The organism is Kitasatospora sp. NPDC001664, from assembly GCF_053596675.1.
On the sequence record NZ_JBSFGS010000061.1, the window covers coordinates 1 to 14042 of the forward strand.

A 14042-nucleotide genomic window follows, 5' to 3' on the forward strand; every position below is an offset into this window, starting at 1 on the left:
AGCGCGGTCGACCTCGCCGAGGAGATCCGCACCCGCCGCCACGATCAGGGCCTGGCGGACCAGGGCCGCCGCCGCTTCCTGCTGGGCGTGGGCGGCGTGGGTGCCGCACTGGTGCTGGCCGCCTGTTCGAGCGACCCGAAGGCCACCAACGCGGTGAGCTCGCCGTCCGCCTCGGGCACATCCGCGAAGCCGTCGGCGTCGGCGTCCGGTCAGTACACCGGAGACCTCCAAGTGGTGGCGCTGGCCACCGCGCTGGAGAACCAGGCGGTCGGCGCCTACCAGGCGGCGCTGGACGCGGCCAAGGCCGGCAAGCTCGGCACCGTGCCGCCGGCGGTCGCCACCTTCGTCACCACCGCGATGGCCCAGCACGCCGACCACGCCAAGGCCTGGAATGCGGTGCTCACCGGCGCGGGCAAGCCCGCCATCACCACCGTGCCGCTGTCCAACCAGGCCGACGTCACCGCCGCGCTCGGCAAGGTCACCGACGTGCCCGGGGTCGCGAAGCTCGCCCTGCAGCTGGAGGACCAGGCCGCGCAGACCTACCTGTTCGCGACCTACAACGTCACCAGCCCGGCAGGGATCGCCACCGCCGCCACCATCGCCCCCGTCGAGGCGATGCACGCCGCCATCCTCAACTACGTCCTGGGCCAGTACCCCGTCCCGGACGACTTCCTGCCCGTCGACAAGGCCGCCAAGCCCAGCCTCCTGACGGTCTGACACGGCCCGACACCAACCCCGGGGCGGGGACGCGGACGAGGATCCCGCGCCCCCGCCCCGGCCCCCGTCCCCCCACCCAGGAGAACGCCACCCGTGCACTTGTCCCCCTCCCGCGCCCTGACCGCTGCGGCGGCCACCGCCCTGCTGATGCTCGCGGTCGGCTGCTCCGGCTCCACCGGCCCCGCGGCCCCCGCCACCGCACCCGCCACCGGTGCGCCCGGGGCCGGCTCCGGCACCGACAACCCCACGTCGGCAGTGAACATCACCATCAAGGACTTCGCCTTCGCCCCCGCCGACCTCACCGTCGCCCCCGGCACCCGGATCACCGTCACCAACCAGGACAACACCCCGCACACCGTCACCGCCACCACCAAGGCCTTCGACACCGACCGCATCGACGGCGGCAAGAGCACCACCTTCACCGCCCCCACCACCCCGGGCAGTTACCCCTACATCTGCGGCATCCACCCCGGCATGACCGGCACCCTGACCGTCAAGTAGCCGACCACGCTCCGGAAGTAGAAGCTCTTGGCCCACCGCGCCCCACCCCCGGCCACCGTCACCCTCGGCCTGCTCCGTTCAGCCCCGCGCTCTGGTGGATGAACGGCGCCGACCTCCCCGGGCGCGAAGCGCCGACCCCCAGCCTGCCCAGGAGAACACACTCGAACGACGGCTGCTGGCCGCTGCGGAAGGCGACGGGGAAGCGTTCCGCCTCCTGTACGGCGAGCTCCTGCCCTTCGTCGAAGCGGTGGTCACCAGTGTGCTGCGCGACCGGGCCCAAGCCGAGGAGGTCAGCCAGGAAGTGATGACCGAGGTGTGGCTCCACGCCGGCCGCTACCGTGGCGCCCTCGGTGGCGTGCGCCCCTGGGCGGCCATAATCGCCCGCCGCCGCGCCATCGACCGGATCCGGCACCTCGGCGTGCAACGGCAGTGCGAGCAGCGGTGGGCGGCGCAGGAGTACAGCCTGTACCAGGAGGAGAGCGACACGGACCCGGACGAGCGTCAGCGTGACCACGAAGCCGTCGAGCTGGCACTCGGCACCCTGACGGCCCTTCAGTTCGAGGCGATCCACCTCGCCTTCTACACGGACCGCTCCTACCCGCAGGTCGCCGGGCACCTCGGGATCCCGTTGGGAACCGCGAAGACCCGCATCCGCGACGCCCTCGTCCGCCTTCGACGGGAACTCACCACGACCAGACCCCTGCCCTCCGCCAGGGCCGGCTCCGGAGCCGGAGCCGGAGCCGAGGTTCAGCCGAGCAGCGAAGACGCGGCTTCTTCTTCCCCATGCTCCCCATGATGGACATCATCCCTCCGGGGCCCAAGGCCCCTGATCAGGGGTGTCCGTCAAAGCGGATCAAGCCCACGACATCCGCGTACTGGCCGTCGACGAACCGCGCCGCGTCGAGAGACGGCCGAGCAAAGGGCTGTAGCCCACGCCGACAACACACCAGTCTCGTTTCATGGCCGCCGGACAGGTCAGACGCAAGGGTATGAACACCATGAGCACCACCCCCTCGCCGTTGCCCGGATGGCTGGACTCCCCAGCGGGTTGGCAGGTGCTTGATCCGGCCGCCGATCGGATCAAGCACCTGGTGGACGGTCTGTCGCTGGGCCGCGCCCGTGGCCTACTGCGCGGCAGCTGGCTCGGCCACTCACTCCACCCAGCGCTGGTCCAACTCCCCCTCGGCTGCTGGCTTTCGGCCAGTGTGCTGGACCTCACCGGAAGCTCGCCGGTGGCAGCGCGGCGCCTGACCGCCCTCGGCCTGGCCGGGGTGCCTCCGGCGCTGTGGGCGGGCTGGCTGGACTGGGCCGAGCTGGACCGCGAGCAGCGCCGCACCGGCCTGGTGCACGCCGCCTCCGCCGTCGCCGCCACCATGCTCCAGCTCCGCTCGCTGCGCGCCCGACGCTGCGGCGACCGCCTGGCCGGCATCGGCTTCGGCCTGGCGGGCAACGGCGTGGTGGCCCTGGCCGGTGCGCTCGGCGGCCACCTGGCCCACCGCTCGCCCAGCGCCTCCCCGACCAGCGCCCCACACAGCGGTCCGGCCGAGACCCCCGAGGCCCGGATGACCGGAGAGGGTGCTCCTCCGCCCGCCCACGAGGAGCTCAGGACCGGCCACGACGGCCCCGAGCACGCCGTCACCGAACCCGGCCGTCCCGGGTCCGGGGCCAGCCACCGCCACGGCCACGGCCACGGCCACAGCGCCTGACCACCGATCGATCGGCACCGACCGGCGACCAACAGCCGTCTCATTGGGCGTCGGCGGTTCCGGCCTGATCCTGTGTCAGGCCGTGAGCCGGGATGACGTCCAAGAGTTCCAGCAGGTGGAGGAAGGCGAGCGCCATCGGCCTCTCCTCGCTGCGGCGACGCAGGTAGGCCCAGTCCACCCTCTCCCTCAGGGTCCGCGCGACCGGCAGCAGGGCCCCGTAGTCGCAGTGGTGCTCGGAGAAGGCTTCCATCTGACTGCCCACCAGATCGGTCGGAGCGAGCACCGGCATCCACACCGAGTAGACCGGCCGCACCTCGGCCCGCTCCAACAATCCTGTGTCCACCGGCCGGTCGGCGAGGGCGAAGATCAGGTCGATCGCATGCCCCTGGTACTCCGCCTTGACCAGCCAGTCCTCCGGAGGCTGCCACACCCGCAGCCCGGCTGCGCCTAGCGTTTTGGTGATGGCCTCGACGTCCGAGCGGAGCACGCAGAAGTCGGTGTCGTGCGGCGAACGCCGGGAGACGCCGTGCGCGTACGCTGCGACACTGCCGGCCAGCGCGAAGGGGTGCCCTTCGGACTTGAGCAGTTGCGCGACCTGTTTCGTCGCTTCCAGTACGCCCTGCTGCCGGTCGGACGGCGCCAGGGGCGCTGAGTCATCGGTGGGGATCATCGGGCTGACTCCTCGTCGACGGCCCCGGTCACCGCAGTGGCCAGGACCTCCGCCGACAGGGATACGGGCGTGCCGGGCGCTTGACCGGAGCCCGCGGGTTCCCAACCCGGATGGACTGCGCTTCAGTCCTCGCCGAGCACGGCATACTGCTCGGCGTCCTCCTGGACCTCCCCAGCGGTGAGCAGTTGGCGAGGGCGTGCTCGAGGCGGTAGGGGGCGCGGAGCGAGCTGCGGCAGTCCGGGGGCTGGACCGGACAGGACGGTCTGCTGGGGGCTGGGCGGGGTCTGGCGGGGTCGGTCGGAGGTGGGCATCGAAAGCTCCTCGAAAGTGCTCCCCCAGGGCTCGGTCGTCTACCCGTTCTGCTCTCGCTCAGTCGGCGTTATCCCCTGCCCAGCCCGGGAAGACGCAGCGGAGCGACCAGCGAGGAGGGCCTACCCATGACTCCCGAACGAGCTGACCCGACCGAGCCCACCGTTTCGGAGCACGAACCCGGTGATCGGTCCGATCCACCATCGGAGGGCCTCCCCGTACCCGGACTACGGACTGTGCCCGTGTCCGGGGACCGGACCGCACGGTTCGGCCGAGACCTGCCCGGGCCGTCGGTGGGCCCAGCCGAAGCGCCCGAGTACCGGGTGGCCCGGCTGCAGCGAAGACTGGCCGACGGCGCCACCGCCGAGCTGGGGCTGCGAGCCCATTTCCGGGGCGGGCTCGTGGTGATCGCCGCCGTCGGGGACATCCACCTGGGCGCCGAGAGCGCAGGATCGCTGCGCCCGGCCTTGGAGAGGCTGGACGAGCGGGCTGATGTGCTGCTGCTGGCCGGCGACCTGACCCGGCACGGCAGCGTCGAGGAGGCCGAGGTGGTGGCGGGCGAAGTGGCCGGCCTGCCGGTGCCGGTGGTGGCGGTCCTCGGCAACCACGACCATCACGCCGGCCACCCGGCCGAGGTGGCCCGGGTGCTCACCGAACTGGGCGGCGCCACCGTGCTGGAGGGAACCGCGACCACCGTGCGGGTCGGTCCGCTGCGGCTGGGCATCGCGGGTACCAAAGGATTCGGCGGGGGCTTCCCGGGGCGCTGCGGCACCGAGTTCGGCGAGGAGGAGATGAAGTCCTTCATCCGCTACTCGCGCGGCCCGGCCGACGGTCTGCACCACGCACTGACCTCCCTCGAGGATCACGACCTGCGGGTGGCTCTCACCCACTTCTCCCCCGTCGCCGACACCCTGGCCGGCGAGCCGCCGGAGATCCACCCCTTCCTCGGCAGCTACCTGCTGGCCGAAGCGATCGACCTCGCCGGAGCCGACCTCGCCGTCCACGGCCACGCGCACCTGGGCTGCGAGCACGGCCTGACAGCCGGCGGCGTACCGGTCCGAAATGTGGCCCGTCCTGTGCTCCGGCACGCTTTCGCGGTGTACCGCCTCACCGCTCACCCGGCCACCTCCAGGGAAGCCGTCGTGGCGCCAGGCAGTTGACCGCTCGTCCGCGAGCTCGTCCGTCCGGTGTCTCCGCTACGAGGGGCAGTGGGGCGCGCGAGCCGGGCCGCGCAGCGACGGACCACCGCACCGGTGCCCGTCATGAACGGAGCACCCGCCATGAGACTGAGGACCAGTCACCCCGACCGCCCGGGATACCAGCGCGTGCGGCACGCCCGGGGATTCCGCTACCTCGCACCCGACGGCACCCCCGTGAACGGGGAGGAGCTGGACCGGGTCAAGGCACTCGCCGTCCCACCGGCCTGGAACGACGTGTGGATCTGCCCCTACCCCAACGGGCACCTCCAGGCCGTCGGCACGGACGCCGCCGGGCGACACCAGTACCTCTACCACCCCGAGTTCCGCACGCTGCAGGAGGAAGCCAAGCACGATCACGTTCGAGAGGCCGCCCGCTGCCTGCCCACGCTGCGGGCAGCCGTCGAGCAGGACCTCGCCGCGAACGTGTCCTCGCATGCGCCGTCCGCCTCCTGGACCTGGGCCTGTTCCGCGTCGGCTCGGACTCCTACGCGAGGGACAACGGCTCCTACGGCCTGACCACCGTACTGCGCTCCCTTCGACGAAGGCGTCACCATCGCCCCGGCCCTCACCGACCTCGGCGCCGACGGGGGACCTGCCGCGACCCAGGGTCCGGTCGAGGACGCCGTGCGCGTGCTGCTCTCCTGACACCGGCCTCCGCCCCGGTCCGCCAGCCGTGCGCGCGGACGGCAGACCGGGGCGGTTCGTGTGGGGCGAGGCGCGAACCGGTGCGGAGGCTTACCAGTAGTGGTTGCGGCCGCCGACCGCGTGGCCCATCGCTCCGGCGATCCACAGCACCAGACCGATGACGACGAGCACCAGGCCGATCGTCCACAGGATCGAGATGCCGGTGACGAATCCGATGATGAGCAGGAGCACTCCAAGGAGGATCATGGTTGCCTTCTCCGGTCGAGGACTTGTGTCCGTTCCCCCGCTGTGTGGTGCCGTCCGCCGTCAGAGCAGGGGAGTGGCGGGCAGGCAGGTGTGGCCGTTCGGCCCGGTAGCGGCGGCCAGCACGTGGGCGATGCCGTCCGCGATGTCGACCCGCAGGGCCCCGGCCGCGAAGACGGGCCGGCCCCACTCGCTCATCTCGCCGGTGGCGTGCACGACCACCGCCTCCTGCGGACGGTGCGAGCCCGGCAGGCCCGGCAGAGTGATCACGTAACGCGTCGCGGCGTCCACGGCCGTCACCACCCACCGGGCAGGTGCCCACAGCTGGTACCACCGGCCGTGCAGTGGTGCGAGGGTGGCGCCCAGCAGCGTTTGTCGGCACCGAGCTGCCCGCTACGCCGGTGCGGAAGGCGGTGCTGGTTGCGGTGCTCATGGTGCGCGGAACGCGATGCGGCGGTCGCGGTGCGGGTGGGGTTGGCCGGCTTGGACATGGCCGGACCCCCTCTCGGAGGGGAAAGCGGTCCGGTCACAACCTGCCCCGCTTCGGCCGCGGCATTCAAGGCCGGCGTGGCCGCGCCGAGGGGGGCTCCAGCAAGCTCCCGCTCCACGAGGAGCTCGAGAATCCCCAGACCAACCACCGGATGAGTCGAGCGGGCCTGGACCTGGCAGCGGCCCGCGCACCGCACTCACCCGGTGTGGACTTCCAGCGTAGGCCGCGACTCCGCCCTCACGGCCGGCACGAAGCCCGGAGAAGGCCGGCCTGCAGTTGCTTGGTTCCGTCCTGCCGGGGCAACCGCAGACTGATATCGCCGGACGGCCGCTCGTGCCGGACGGCAGCGCGAACGTCATCGGACCGCGCATCCCACCACAGCGAAGAGGAGGCCCGCCGTGGCCGTCCACGCGCGCACCCGGCTCCTCGCCGCCCCCGTGGCGGACCGCCGGACTTCACCCGCGGACTCCGCCGGGCACCGAGCCGGCGCGGCGCTCGTCCCGACACTGGGCGTGGAGGAGGAGTTCCTGCTCGTCGACCCGGCCACCCGCACGCCGGTCGCCCGCTCGCCGGAGGTCCTGGCCGGGGCGCGCGGACTGGGTGGGCTGGTTCAAGCCGAGTTCTACGCCTGCCAGGTCGAGGTCTGCACCGAGCCGGTCCGGACCCTGCCCGCGCTGCGCACCCAACTGCTGTACCTGCGACGAGAGGTGGCCCGGGCCGCAGCCGGAGCCCGCTGCCAGGTCGTCGCCTCCGGCTGCCCGCCCCTGGCCGCCACCATGCCGATTCCGGTCACCGACACGCCGCGCTACCGGCTGATGGCCCGTCACTTCGGGGCCATGGCCGACTGCCGAACCGGCGCGGTCTGTGGCTGCCACATCCACCTCGGCGTCCGCGATCGGGCCGAAGCGCTGCAGCTCAGTGCCCATCTGCGGCCCTGGCTGCCCGCCCTGCAGGCGCTCGCCGCCAACTCGCCGGTCTGGCAGGGCAAGGACACCGGCCACGCCAGCTGGCGCGCGCGCTGCTGGGCGGAGTGGCCGACCGTCGGCCCTGCCCCCGTCCTCGACGCCGCGGCCTACGAGGCCCTCGCCGACTCCCTGGTGAGCTCCCGCCTGCTGCTCGACCGCCGGATGATCTACTGGTACGCCCGCCCCTCCGAGCACGTGCCCACCCTGGAGGTACGGATCGCCGACGTCAGCGCCGATGCGGACACCACCGTGCTGCTCGCCGGCCTGGTGCGGGGCCTGGTCGCCCGGCTGCGGCGCGATGTCCGCGAGGGCCGCCAGGCCCCGGTGGTGTCCGATGCCCTGCTGCGGGCCGCGCACGGCTGTGCGGCCCGAGCCGGCCTCAGCGGCCAGGGTCTCGACCCCCTCTCGGGCCGGCCGGCCAGCCTGCGCCACCTGCTGGACCGCCTGGTCGACCACGCCCGCCCCGGGCTGACCGCCGCCGGAGACCTCGACGCGGTGACCGCTCTGCTGAAGCGCACGCTACGCGCGGGCACCGGTGCCGACCGGCAGCGCGCCGCACTCGGCCGGTTCGGCCGCGCCGAGGACATCGTGGACTCCCTCGCCGACGCCTTCACCCGCCCCGCCTGATCGCCAGGGCCGTGAGTTCACGGCGTGCTGCCGTCGCCTGGTCGGTCGAGTGCCTCCTGCACGGTGGCGATGACGGTGAACACCTCGGCGGTGCCGGTCGCCCAGAACAGCCGCGTGATGCGTTCACCCACTCCGGTGAGGACAAGGTCCACTCCGGCGGTGGTGGTTGCGGTTCGGGTGTTCAGCAGGGCGTTGAGTCCGGCCGAGTCACAGAAGAACACCTCGGCCATGTCGACGATCAGGCACCTCGGCACCGGTTCGAGGGCCTGGGCGAGCGTGTCCTGCAGATTGGGGCCTTCGTCCAGGCTGATCTCCCCGGCGAGGTGCACGACCACCGCGCCGTCGGCCGTGCCGTAGGTAGTGATCTTCAGCTGCACCGGCTCGATCCAACCGTCGGGGTGCGGGGTGATGTGCGGAGTGTCCATGCTGCACGCTCCCCTCAGAGTGGTCAGGCGGGTCCAGGGCCGGCCAATGATGTCCAGCTCGTATGGGGTTCTTATCGCTCGATCACCCCTCAAGTGTGTATCTGGATTCCGGTATCGCAACACCGCCCGGACAACCGGCCGGGGCCGCCTCACCGCCTCTTGCGGCGCAGCACCGTGACCGGCAGGAGCAGCAGACCCAGCGAGACCAGGCGGGCGGCGGCGTCGACCATCCGGGCCTTGACGTGCTCGCCGGCCAGCCGCGGTGGTAGGAGACCGGGGCGGTCCGCCCGCTCCTCCGCCGTCTCGGCGCGCCCGCCGTCACGGCCGCCCGGCTGCTCCTTCACCGCAACCTCACCCGCCCTCAACTTCCTTCGGCGGCCCTCCCGGCGCCTGCGGGGCGTCGCCCGGGATCTCGGCCCACACCGTCTTGCCGCCCGCCAGGGGCTGGGTGCCCCAGCTGCGGCTGAGCAGGTGGACCACCTGCAGGCCGTGCCCGCCTGGGCGGCCGAGGGAGGCCTGGCGGCGGCGGGGCGGCTCGGTGCTGGCGTCGCTCACCGCGATGCGCAGAGCGCCATCCGCCAGGACGGTCAGTTGCAGCATGCCGGGCCCGCCGGCATGCAGAGCCGCGTTGGCGACCAGCTCGCAGGTCACCAGCACGGTGTCCTCACGGATCGGGTCGGGCACCGATCGGGCGGTCAGGGCGTCACGCACCGTACTGCGCGCCGTGATGACCGGATGGGGCTCCGCCGTCAGGTCGATCTCCATGGGGCGGGCCGAGGGCGTTCCGGCTGGTCGCGACGAAACTGACGCTGAGGAATCCGAAGCCATCTGCTCTCACCTCACCCGGCTCAGCGCTCACTCCATGGCGTACGCCTGCCCGGTGGAGCCTTGCCCATCCCAGGAGGAGACCACCGGTTGGGCACATCATCGGGCCTGCGGTGATTCCCCGCAGCCCAACCGGGCAGGAGCAAGAACGGGGGTCTGCGGAAGGAAGACCTGATGGCACCCGAGATCATCGCGAACCCGAGCACGGTCAGCACCGGTGACGCCCGCGAGCTGTCCAGGGAGCTGTTCCGCCGACTGGCCGAGGCCGAACGGGGCAGCGAGACGTACTCCTACGTCCGCGGCACCCTGATCGAGCTCAACATGTCCCTGGTCCGCTTCGCCGCGCGCCGCTTCCGCAGCAGCCACGAACCGATGGAGGACATCCTCCAGACCGGCATGGTCGGACTGATCAAGGCCATCGACCGCTTCGACCCCGACCGGGGCGTCGAGTTCGCCACCTTCGCGCTGCCCACCGTCCTCGGCGAGATGCGCCGCTTCTTCCGCGACACCACCTGGGCCGTCCACGTCCCCCGCAGCCTCCAGGAAGCCCGGCTCGCGGTCGCCCAGGCCACCGACGAACTCGAGCAGACCCTCGGCCGCCCGCCCGACAACACCGAACTCGCCGCACACACCGGCCTGACCGAACAAGGCGTAGCCGACGGCATCGCGGTCGCCACCGCCCGCACCGCCGGCTCACTCGACGCCCACACCCCCGGCGACAGCGAAGACGAGCACCCCGGGCCTCTCGACCGGCGCCTCGGCCACGAGGACCCGTCCTTCGTCACCGTCGACGACATCCAGTCCCTCAAACCGCTGATCGCCACCCTGCCCGAACGCGAACGCGCCGTCCTCGCCCTGCGCTTCACCGGCGACCTCACCCAGGCCGAGATAGGCCGCCGCCTCGGCCTGTCCCAGATGCACGTCTCCCGCCTCCTCAGCCACACCCTCACCGACCTACGCGCCGCACTCACCGGCTGACGGTCGCCCGGCCACCGACCAGGCTCAGGTGCGCCGGTGACGACGCAGCCCGCGGAGCGCGGCGGTCCGGCGCGCCGCCCACACCACACCGACAGCGGCCAGCGCACCGGCCGGCACGAGCCCGCCCTGACCCAGCGCCCCGGCCGCCACGAACGCGCCCACCGATGCCACGAGCAACGCCATGGCCAGGACCACGGTCATGCGGACGCTGCACCACACCGACCAGCACAGCCCGGCCCGCCACGTCCCCAGCCGACGCTCCAGTTTCCGGTCCTGGCGCAGTCCGGCCTCGATGTCGACCAGCATCTTCTTCTCCCACCCGGAGAACCTCGCGCTCATCTGCGCTCACCTCACCGCCCCCGAACTTGTCCGCCCCGGTCTTCACCCGGCCGTCACCGGAGTGGTCAGCGTCGGCCTCCTCGCCGGTGCATGCCGCTGGGCGGCGGTTCGCGGTCCTTGCGGCGCTGGCCGAAGACGAAGGCGAGCAGGATCACGACGACGATCAGCACGCCGGCCAGGATCAGCCACAGCGCGCTGCCGGCGGTCCCGGCGAGTTGGGTCTGCAGTGCCAAGTCCTTGATGTCCATGCCTGGCGCGTTTCCGGATCGACTGGCACGAAACATGAGGTCCTGGAGGGTGCCGGGGTGGGAGCGTCAGTGTCCGCCGCGGTGGAGTTCGAGGGTGCAGCACTTCGCTCCGCCTCCGGCCTTGCGGAATTCGGAGACGTCGACGCCGACCGGCTCGAACCCGTTCGCCGCGAGGGCGGCAGCGAGGTGCTCGGCGGTGTCGGGGAGGACGACGTGGTGGCCGTCGCAGACGGCGTTGACGCCCAGTGCCTCGGCGTCGGCCCGGTCGGCCTCGATGGCGTCGGGGAAGAGGGCGTGCAGTGCGGCGCGGCTGGGGCGGTCGAACGCGGCTGGGTAGTACATCGCCTGATCGTCCGTCAGGACGGCCAGGGCGGTGTCGAGGTGGTAGAAGCGGGGGTCCACCAGGGTGAGGGGGACCACCGGCAGGCCGAGTACGGTGCGCAGTTCCCCGTGGGCGGCCGGCTCGGTGCGAAAGCCGGTGCCGGCCAGCAGCATCCGGCCTGCGGTCAGGACATCGCCTTGGCCTTCGTTGACCCGGGCCGCGGTGCTGACCTGCCGGTAGCGGTTGCGGGTGAACCACCGGCGGAAGTGGGCGGCTTCGGCCGCTCGTTCGCGGTGCTTGAAGCGGGCCACCAGCACCCTGCCGTCGACCACGGTGGCGGCGTTCGCGGTGAACACCATGTCCGGCAACCCGGGACGCGGTGTGATCAGGTGGACGGTGTGGCCGAGGGCCAGGTGGACCGCACGCAGCCGCTGCCACTGCCGCTCGGCCCGGCGAACATCCACCGCCTGGGAGGGATCCATCCAGGGGTTGATGGCGTACTCCACCGAGAAGTAGGTGGGCGGGCACATCAGGTACTGCCGTCGGTCAGCGGTCGCGGTCATGGCCTTGCTCCACTACGTTCGGGGCTCGTGGGGGCTTGCGGTGCGGCGTGTTCCCGGATCCGGGTGCCCTCACGCTCGGGGAGCACGGTGTGCGGCCCGGCGTGCCGCAGAGGGTGAACCCCGCCCCGGCCGGGCAGGCGTCCGGTGACCCGTCTCCGACATCGTTGGCGAGGCAGTGCCGTGAGCAGCGACCAGCACGTTCCGCAGGATCCGGCCCGGCGGTACCCGAGGCCGGAGTTCGCGCCGCAGAGCCAGCCCTATCCGGGGCTGAGCGATCGGATGGACCCGGTGCCCGACCACGGCGAGCGGACTTACCACGGCACCGGGCGGCTGTCGGGGCGGGTCGCGCTGGTCACCGGCGGGGATTCCGGGATCGGGCGGGCCGTCGTGCTGGCCTTCGCCCGGGAGGGAGCGGACGTGCTGTTCTGCCACCTCGCCGACGAGCAGGAGGACGCGGCCGAGTCGGTGCGGCTGGTGGAGGAGGCCGGCCGGCGGGCCGTGGCGGTGGCCGGGGACGTCCGGGAGGAGGGCTTCTGCGCGGAGCTGGTGGAGCGCGCCGTCGCCGAACTCGGCGGCCTGGACGTGCTGGTGAACAACGCCGCGTACCAGCAGGCCCGGGAGGAGGGCCTCGCCGCGATCAGCACCGACCGGTTCGACCGGGTGATGAAGACCAACGTCTACGCGATGTTCTGGCTCTGCCAGGCCGCGCTGCCGCACTTTCGCCCGGGATCATCGATCATCAACACCGCCTCCGTCCAGGCGTACCGGCCCGAACCGCACCTGCTGGACTACGCCGCGAGCAAGGGCGCGATCGTCACCTTCACCCAGGGCCTGGCCCGCGAGCTCGCCCCCCGGGGCGTCCGGGTCAACGCGGTGGCGCCCGGCCCGGTCTGGACCCCTCTCGTCCCCGCCACCCTGCCGCCCGACCACGTCGCCGCCTTCGGCGAAAAGTCGCCGCTCGGCCGACCCGCCCAACCCGCCGAGCTCGCACCGGTGTACGTCTTCCTCGCCTCCGCCGGGGCGAGCTACCTGACCGGCGAAGTGGTGAACGCCACCGGCGGAGTCGCGCTGCCCTGACCGGACGGCGGCGGTCACCGGCCGCCGGGTCCCGCAGCCGCGGCAGTTGACGGATCGTCCGGGGCAGGGGGAAACAGACTGCGTGTGCCGGTCAGGTCGAGGAGGCGGCCCAGGCACTCTCCCGGGCGAAGGGCGGGCCGTGGGTGGCCAGCAGGGTCGGGGAGTCCACGGGCGGTGCGGGTGTAGGCACGCCGATTCGGCACTTCAGGCTGGACAGAGGGCATGACGACGCTCGGACCGGGCAGGCGCTCCCTGAAGCCGGGCCGCCCGCAGCCCGGCCGGCGACCGGGAGGAGCAGAGCCACCATGAGCATGGTCAAGCAGTCGATCGACGTCGACGTCCCGCTGCACACCGCCTACGACCAGTGGACGCAGTTCGAGGAGTTCCCCCGCTTCATGGAGGGGGTCGACGAGGTCCGCCAGCTCGACGAGCGGCACACGCACTGGCGCACCAGCATGGCCGGTGTCGAGCGCGAGTTCGACGCGGAGGTCGTCGACCAACTCCCCGACGAGCGCGTCTCCTGGCGCACGACGGGGGGCGAGGTCCAGCAGATCGGCACCGTCACCTTCCAGCGCCTGGACGAGGCACACACCCGCGTCAACCTGGCCATGGACTTCGAGCCCGGGGGCATGGCCGAGCGGGCCGCCGACGTGCTCGGGATGGTCGACCGCCGGGTGAAGGGCGACCTGCGCCGGTTCAAGACCTTCATCGAGGACCGCGGCACGGCCACCGGCTCCTGGCGCGGCCGCATCAGCCCCAACTGACCACCGGTAAGGGCAGCACCAACACCGGCGGCCCGGAAGGAACCTGAGGAGGCGTCATGCCGCGAGGATCCAGCCCGAAGCGCGAGCGGCAGTACGAGCACATCAAGGAGAGCCTGCGGGAGCGCGGGGAGAGCGAGGAGCAGGCGGAGGAGATCGCCGCCCGCACCGTCAACAAGGAACGCGCCCGGCACGGCGAGTCGAAGACCGCCAGCCGCTCCTCCACCCACGACATCTCCTCCGCCCGTCGCGGCGGACTGCGCTCCCACAGCGGTGCCAAGGGCCCGACCTACGACCAGCTGTACAACGAGGCCCGGCAGCGCAACATCAAGGGCCGCTCCACGATGAACAAGAAGCAGCTCGAACACGCCCTCGGACGCTGACCCGGGGACGACGGTGGAAGGGGGGTGACATCCGATCGGATGTCACCCC

Annotated in this window: 19 protein-coding genes and 1 pseudogene; 11 read left to right on the top strand and 9 right to left on the bottom strand. The window is 72.2% G+C overall.

Annotated elements, in window-relative coordinates; genetic code table 11:
* From ACWCYY_RS39745 to ACWCYY_RS39760, 4 genes are all read left to right on the top strand, one after another.
* Positions 1-717, top strand: a 717-nt coding sequence (locus ACWCYY_RS39745) for a ferritin-like domain-containing protein (RefSeq protein WP_449798853.1), incomplete at its 5' end; no start/stop codon positions are given.
* A 93-nt stretch (positions 718-810) separates the two neighbouring features.
* Positions 811-1218 carry a cupredoxin domain-containing protein gene (locus tag ACWCYY_RS39750; protein ID WP_449798854.1) on the top strand — a complete coding sequence of 136 codons (408 nt, stop codon included), beginning with the start codon at positions 811-813 and terminating at the stop codon, positions 1216-1218.
* A 94-nt stretch (positions 1219-1312) separates the two neighbouring features.
* Positions 1313-2014 (top strand): sigma-70 family RNA polymerase sigma factor, encoded by a 702-nt coding sequence (locus ACWCYY_RS39755; protein ID WP_449798855.1) that lies wholly within the window; start codon positions 1313-1315, stop codon positions 2012-2014.
* A gap of 202 nt (positions 2015-2216) precedes the next feature.
* Positions 2217-2924 (top strand): hypothetical protein, encoded by a 708-nt coding sequence (locus ACWCYY_RS39760; RefSeq protein WP_449798856.1) that lies wholly within the window; start codon positions 2217-2219, stop codon positions 2922-2924.
* Positions 2925-2964: 40 nt separating this feature from the next.
* On the opposite strand, the gene ACWCYY_RS39765 is transcribed toward ACWCYY_RS39760, so the two are convergent.
* Complete coding sequence (locus ACWCYY_RS39765; RefSeq protein WP_345280444.1) at positions 2965-3594, bottom strand: nucleotidyltransferase family protein; 630 nt, start codon at positions 3592-3594, stop codon at positions 2965-2967.
* Between the two features lie 716 nt (positions 3595-4310).
* On the opposite strand from ACWCYY_RS39765, the gene ACWCYY_RS39770 reads away from it, so the two are divergent.
* Positions 4311-5063, top strand: coding sequence for a metallophosphoesterase family protein (locus tag ACWCYY_RS39770; RefSeq protein ID WP_449798866.1), 753 nt, complete (start codon positions 4311-4313; stop codon positions 5061-5063).
* Between the two features lie 120 nt (positions 5064-5183).
* Positions 5184-5632: pseudogene (locus tag ACWCYY_RS39775) on the top strand (DNA topoisomerase IB); the annotation flags it as partial.
* A gap of 205 nt (positions 5633-5837) precedes the next feature.
* Here the strand turns inward: ACWCYY_RS39775 and ACWCYY_RS39780 are convergent.
* Together ACWCYY_RS39780 and ACWCYY_RS39785 are read right to left on the bottom strand one after the other, a co-directional pair.
* Positions 5838-5993, bottom strand: coding sequence for a DUF6131 family protein (locus ACWCYY_RS39780; RefSeq protein ID WP_345280448.1), 156 nt, complete (start codon positions 5991-5993; stop codon positions 5838-5840).
* A gap of 60 nt (positions 5994-6053) precedes the next feature.
* Complete coding sequence (locus ACWCYY_RS39785; RefSeq protein ID WP_449798857.1) at positions 6054-6281, bottom strand: DUF6296 family protein; 228 nt, start codon at positions 6279-6281, stop codon at positions 6054-6056.
* Positions 6282-6878: 597 nt separating this feature from the next.
* On the opposite strand from ACWCYY_RS39785, the gene ACWCYY_RS39790 reads away from it, so the two are divergent.
* Positions 6879-8072, top strand: a complete 1194-nt coding sequence (locus ACWCYY_RS39790) for a carboxylate-amine ligase (RefSeq protein WP_449798858.1) — start codon at positions 6879-6881, stop codon at positions 8070-8072.
* Positions 8073-8089: 17 nt separating this feature from the next.
* On the opposite strand, the gene ACWCYY_RS39795 is transcribed toward ACWCYY_RS39790, so the two are convergent.
* The 3 genes from ACWCYY_RS39795 to ACWCYY_RS39805 all read right to left on the bottom strand — a co-directional run bounded on the left by ACWCYY_RS39795 (position 8090) and on the right by ACWCYY_RS39805 (position 9262).
* Positions 8090-8449 (bottom strand): STAS domain-containing protein, encoded by a 360-nt coding sequence (locus tag ACWCYY_RS39795; RefSeq protein WP_449798859.1) that lies wholly within the window; start codon positions 8447-8449, stop codon positions 8090-8092.
* A 197-nt stretch (positions 8450-8646) separates the two neighbouring features.
* Positions 8647-8841, bottom strand: coding sequence for a hypothetical protein (locus tag ACWCYY_RS39800; protein WP_345280455.1), 195 nt, complete (start codon positions 8839-8841; stop codon positions 8647-8649).
* A gap of 7 nt (positions 8842-8848) precedes the next feature.
* Positions 8849-9262, bottom strand: a complete 414-nt coding sequence (locus ACWCYY_RS39805) for an ATP-binding protein (protein ID WP_449798860.1) — start codon at positions 9260-9262, stop codon at positions 8849-8851.
* A gap of 234 nt (positions 9263-9496) precedes the next feature.
* On the opposite strand from ACWCYY_RS39805, the gene ACWCYY_RS39810 reads away from it, so the two are divergent.
* On the top strand, positions 9497-10300 hold the full coding sequence (locus ACWCYY_RS39810; RefSeq protein ID WP_449798861.1) for a SigB/SigF/SigG family RNA polymerase sigma factor: 804 nt from the start codon (positions 9497-9499) through the stop codon (positions 10298-10300).
* A 24-nt stretch (positions 10301-10324) separates the two neighbouring features.
* On the opposite strand, the gene ACWCYY_RS39815 is transcribed toward ACWCYY_RS39810, so the two are convergent.
* The 3 genes from ACWCYY_RS39815 to ddaH all read right to left on the bottom strand — a co-directional run bounded on the left by ACWCYY_RS39815 (position 10325) and on the right by ddaH (position 11772).
* Entirely contained in the window at positions 10325-10639 is a 315-nt protein-coding gene (locus ACWCYY_RS39815; RefSeq protein ID WP_449798862.1) for a hypothetical protein, read from the bottom strand.
* 65 nt (positions 10640-10704) lie between these two features.
* Entirely contained in the window at positions 10705-10887 is a 183-nt protein-coding gene (locus ACWCYY_RS39820; protein WP_449798863.1) for a DUF6479 family protein, read from the bottom strand.
* Positions 10888-10953: 66 nt separating this feature from the next.
* The gene (gene ddaH / locus ACWCYY_RS39825; RefSeq protein WP_345280464.1) at positions 10954-11772 is read right to left on the bottom strand and encodes a dimethylargininase; all 819 of its coding nucleotides are present in this window, start codon (positions 11770-11772) and stop codon (positions 10954-10956) included.
* A gap of 180 nt (positions 11773-11952) precedes the next feature.
* Between ddaH and ACWCYY_RS39830 the strand changes: the two genes are divergently transcribed.
* The 3 genes from ACWCYY_RS39830 to ACWCYY_RS39840 all read left to right on the top strand — a co-directional run bounded on the left by ACWCYY_RS39830 (position 11953) and on the right by ACWCYY_RS39840 (position 13993).
* Positions 11953-12849 carry a glucose 1-dehydrogenase gene (locus ACWCYY_RS39830; protein WP_449798864.1) on the top strand — a complete coding sequence of 299 codons (897 nt, stop codon included), beginning with the start codon at positions 11953-11955 and terminating at the stop codon, positions 12847-12849.
* Between the two features lie 305 nt (positions 12850-13154).
* Positions 13155-13613, top strand: a complete 459-nt coding sequence (locus tag ACWCYY_RS39835) for an SRPBCC family protein (RefSeq protein ID WP_449798865.1) — start codon at positions 13155-13157, stop codon at positions 13611-13613.
* A 56-nt stretch (positions 13614-13669) separates the two neighbouring features.
* Positions 13670-13993: a plasmid stabilization protein gene (locus tag ACWCYY_RS39840; protein ID WP_345280470.1), complete on the top strand. Its 324-nt coding sequence runs from the start codon at positions 13670-13672 to the stop codon at positions 13991-13993.
* The last annotated feature ends 49 nt before the right edge of the window (positions 13994-14042 follow it).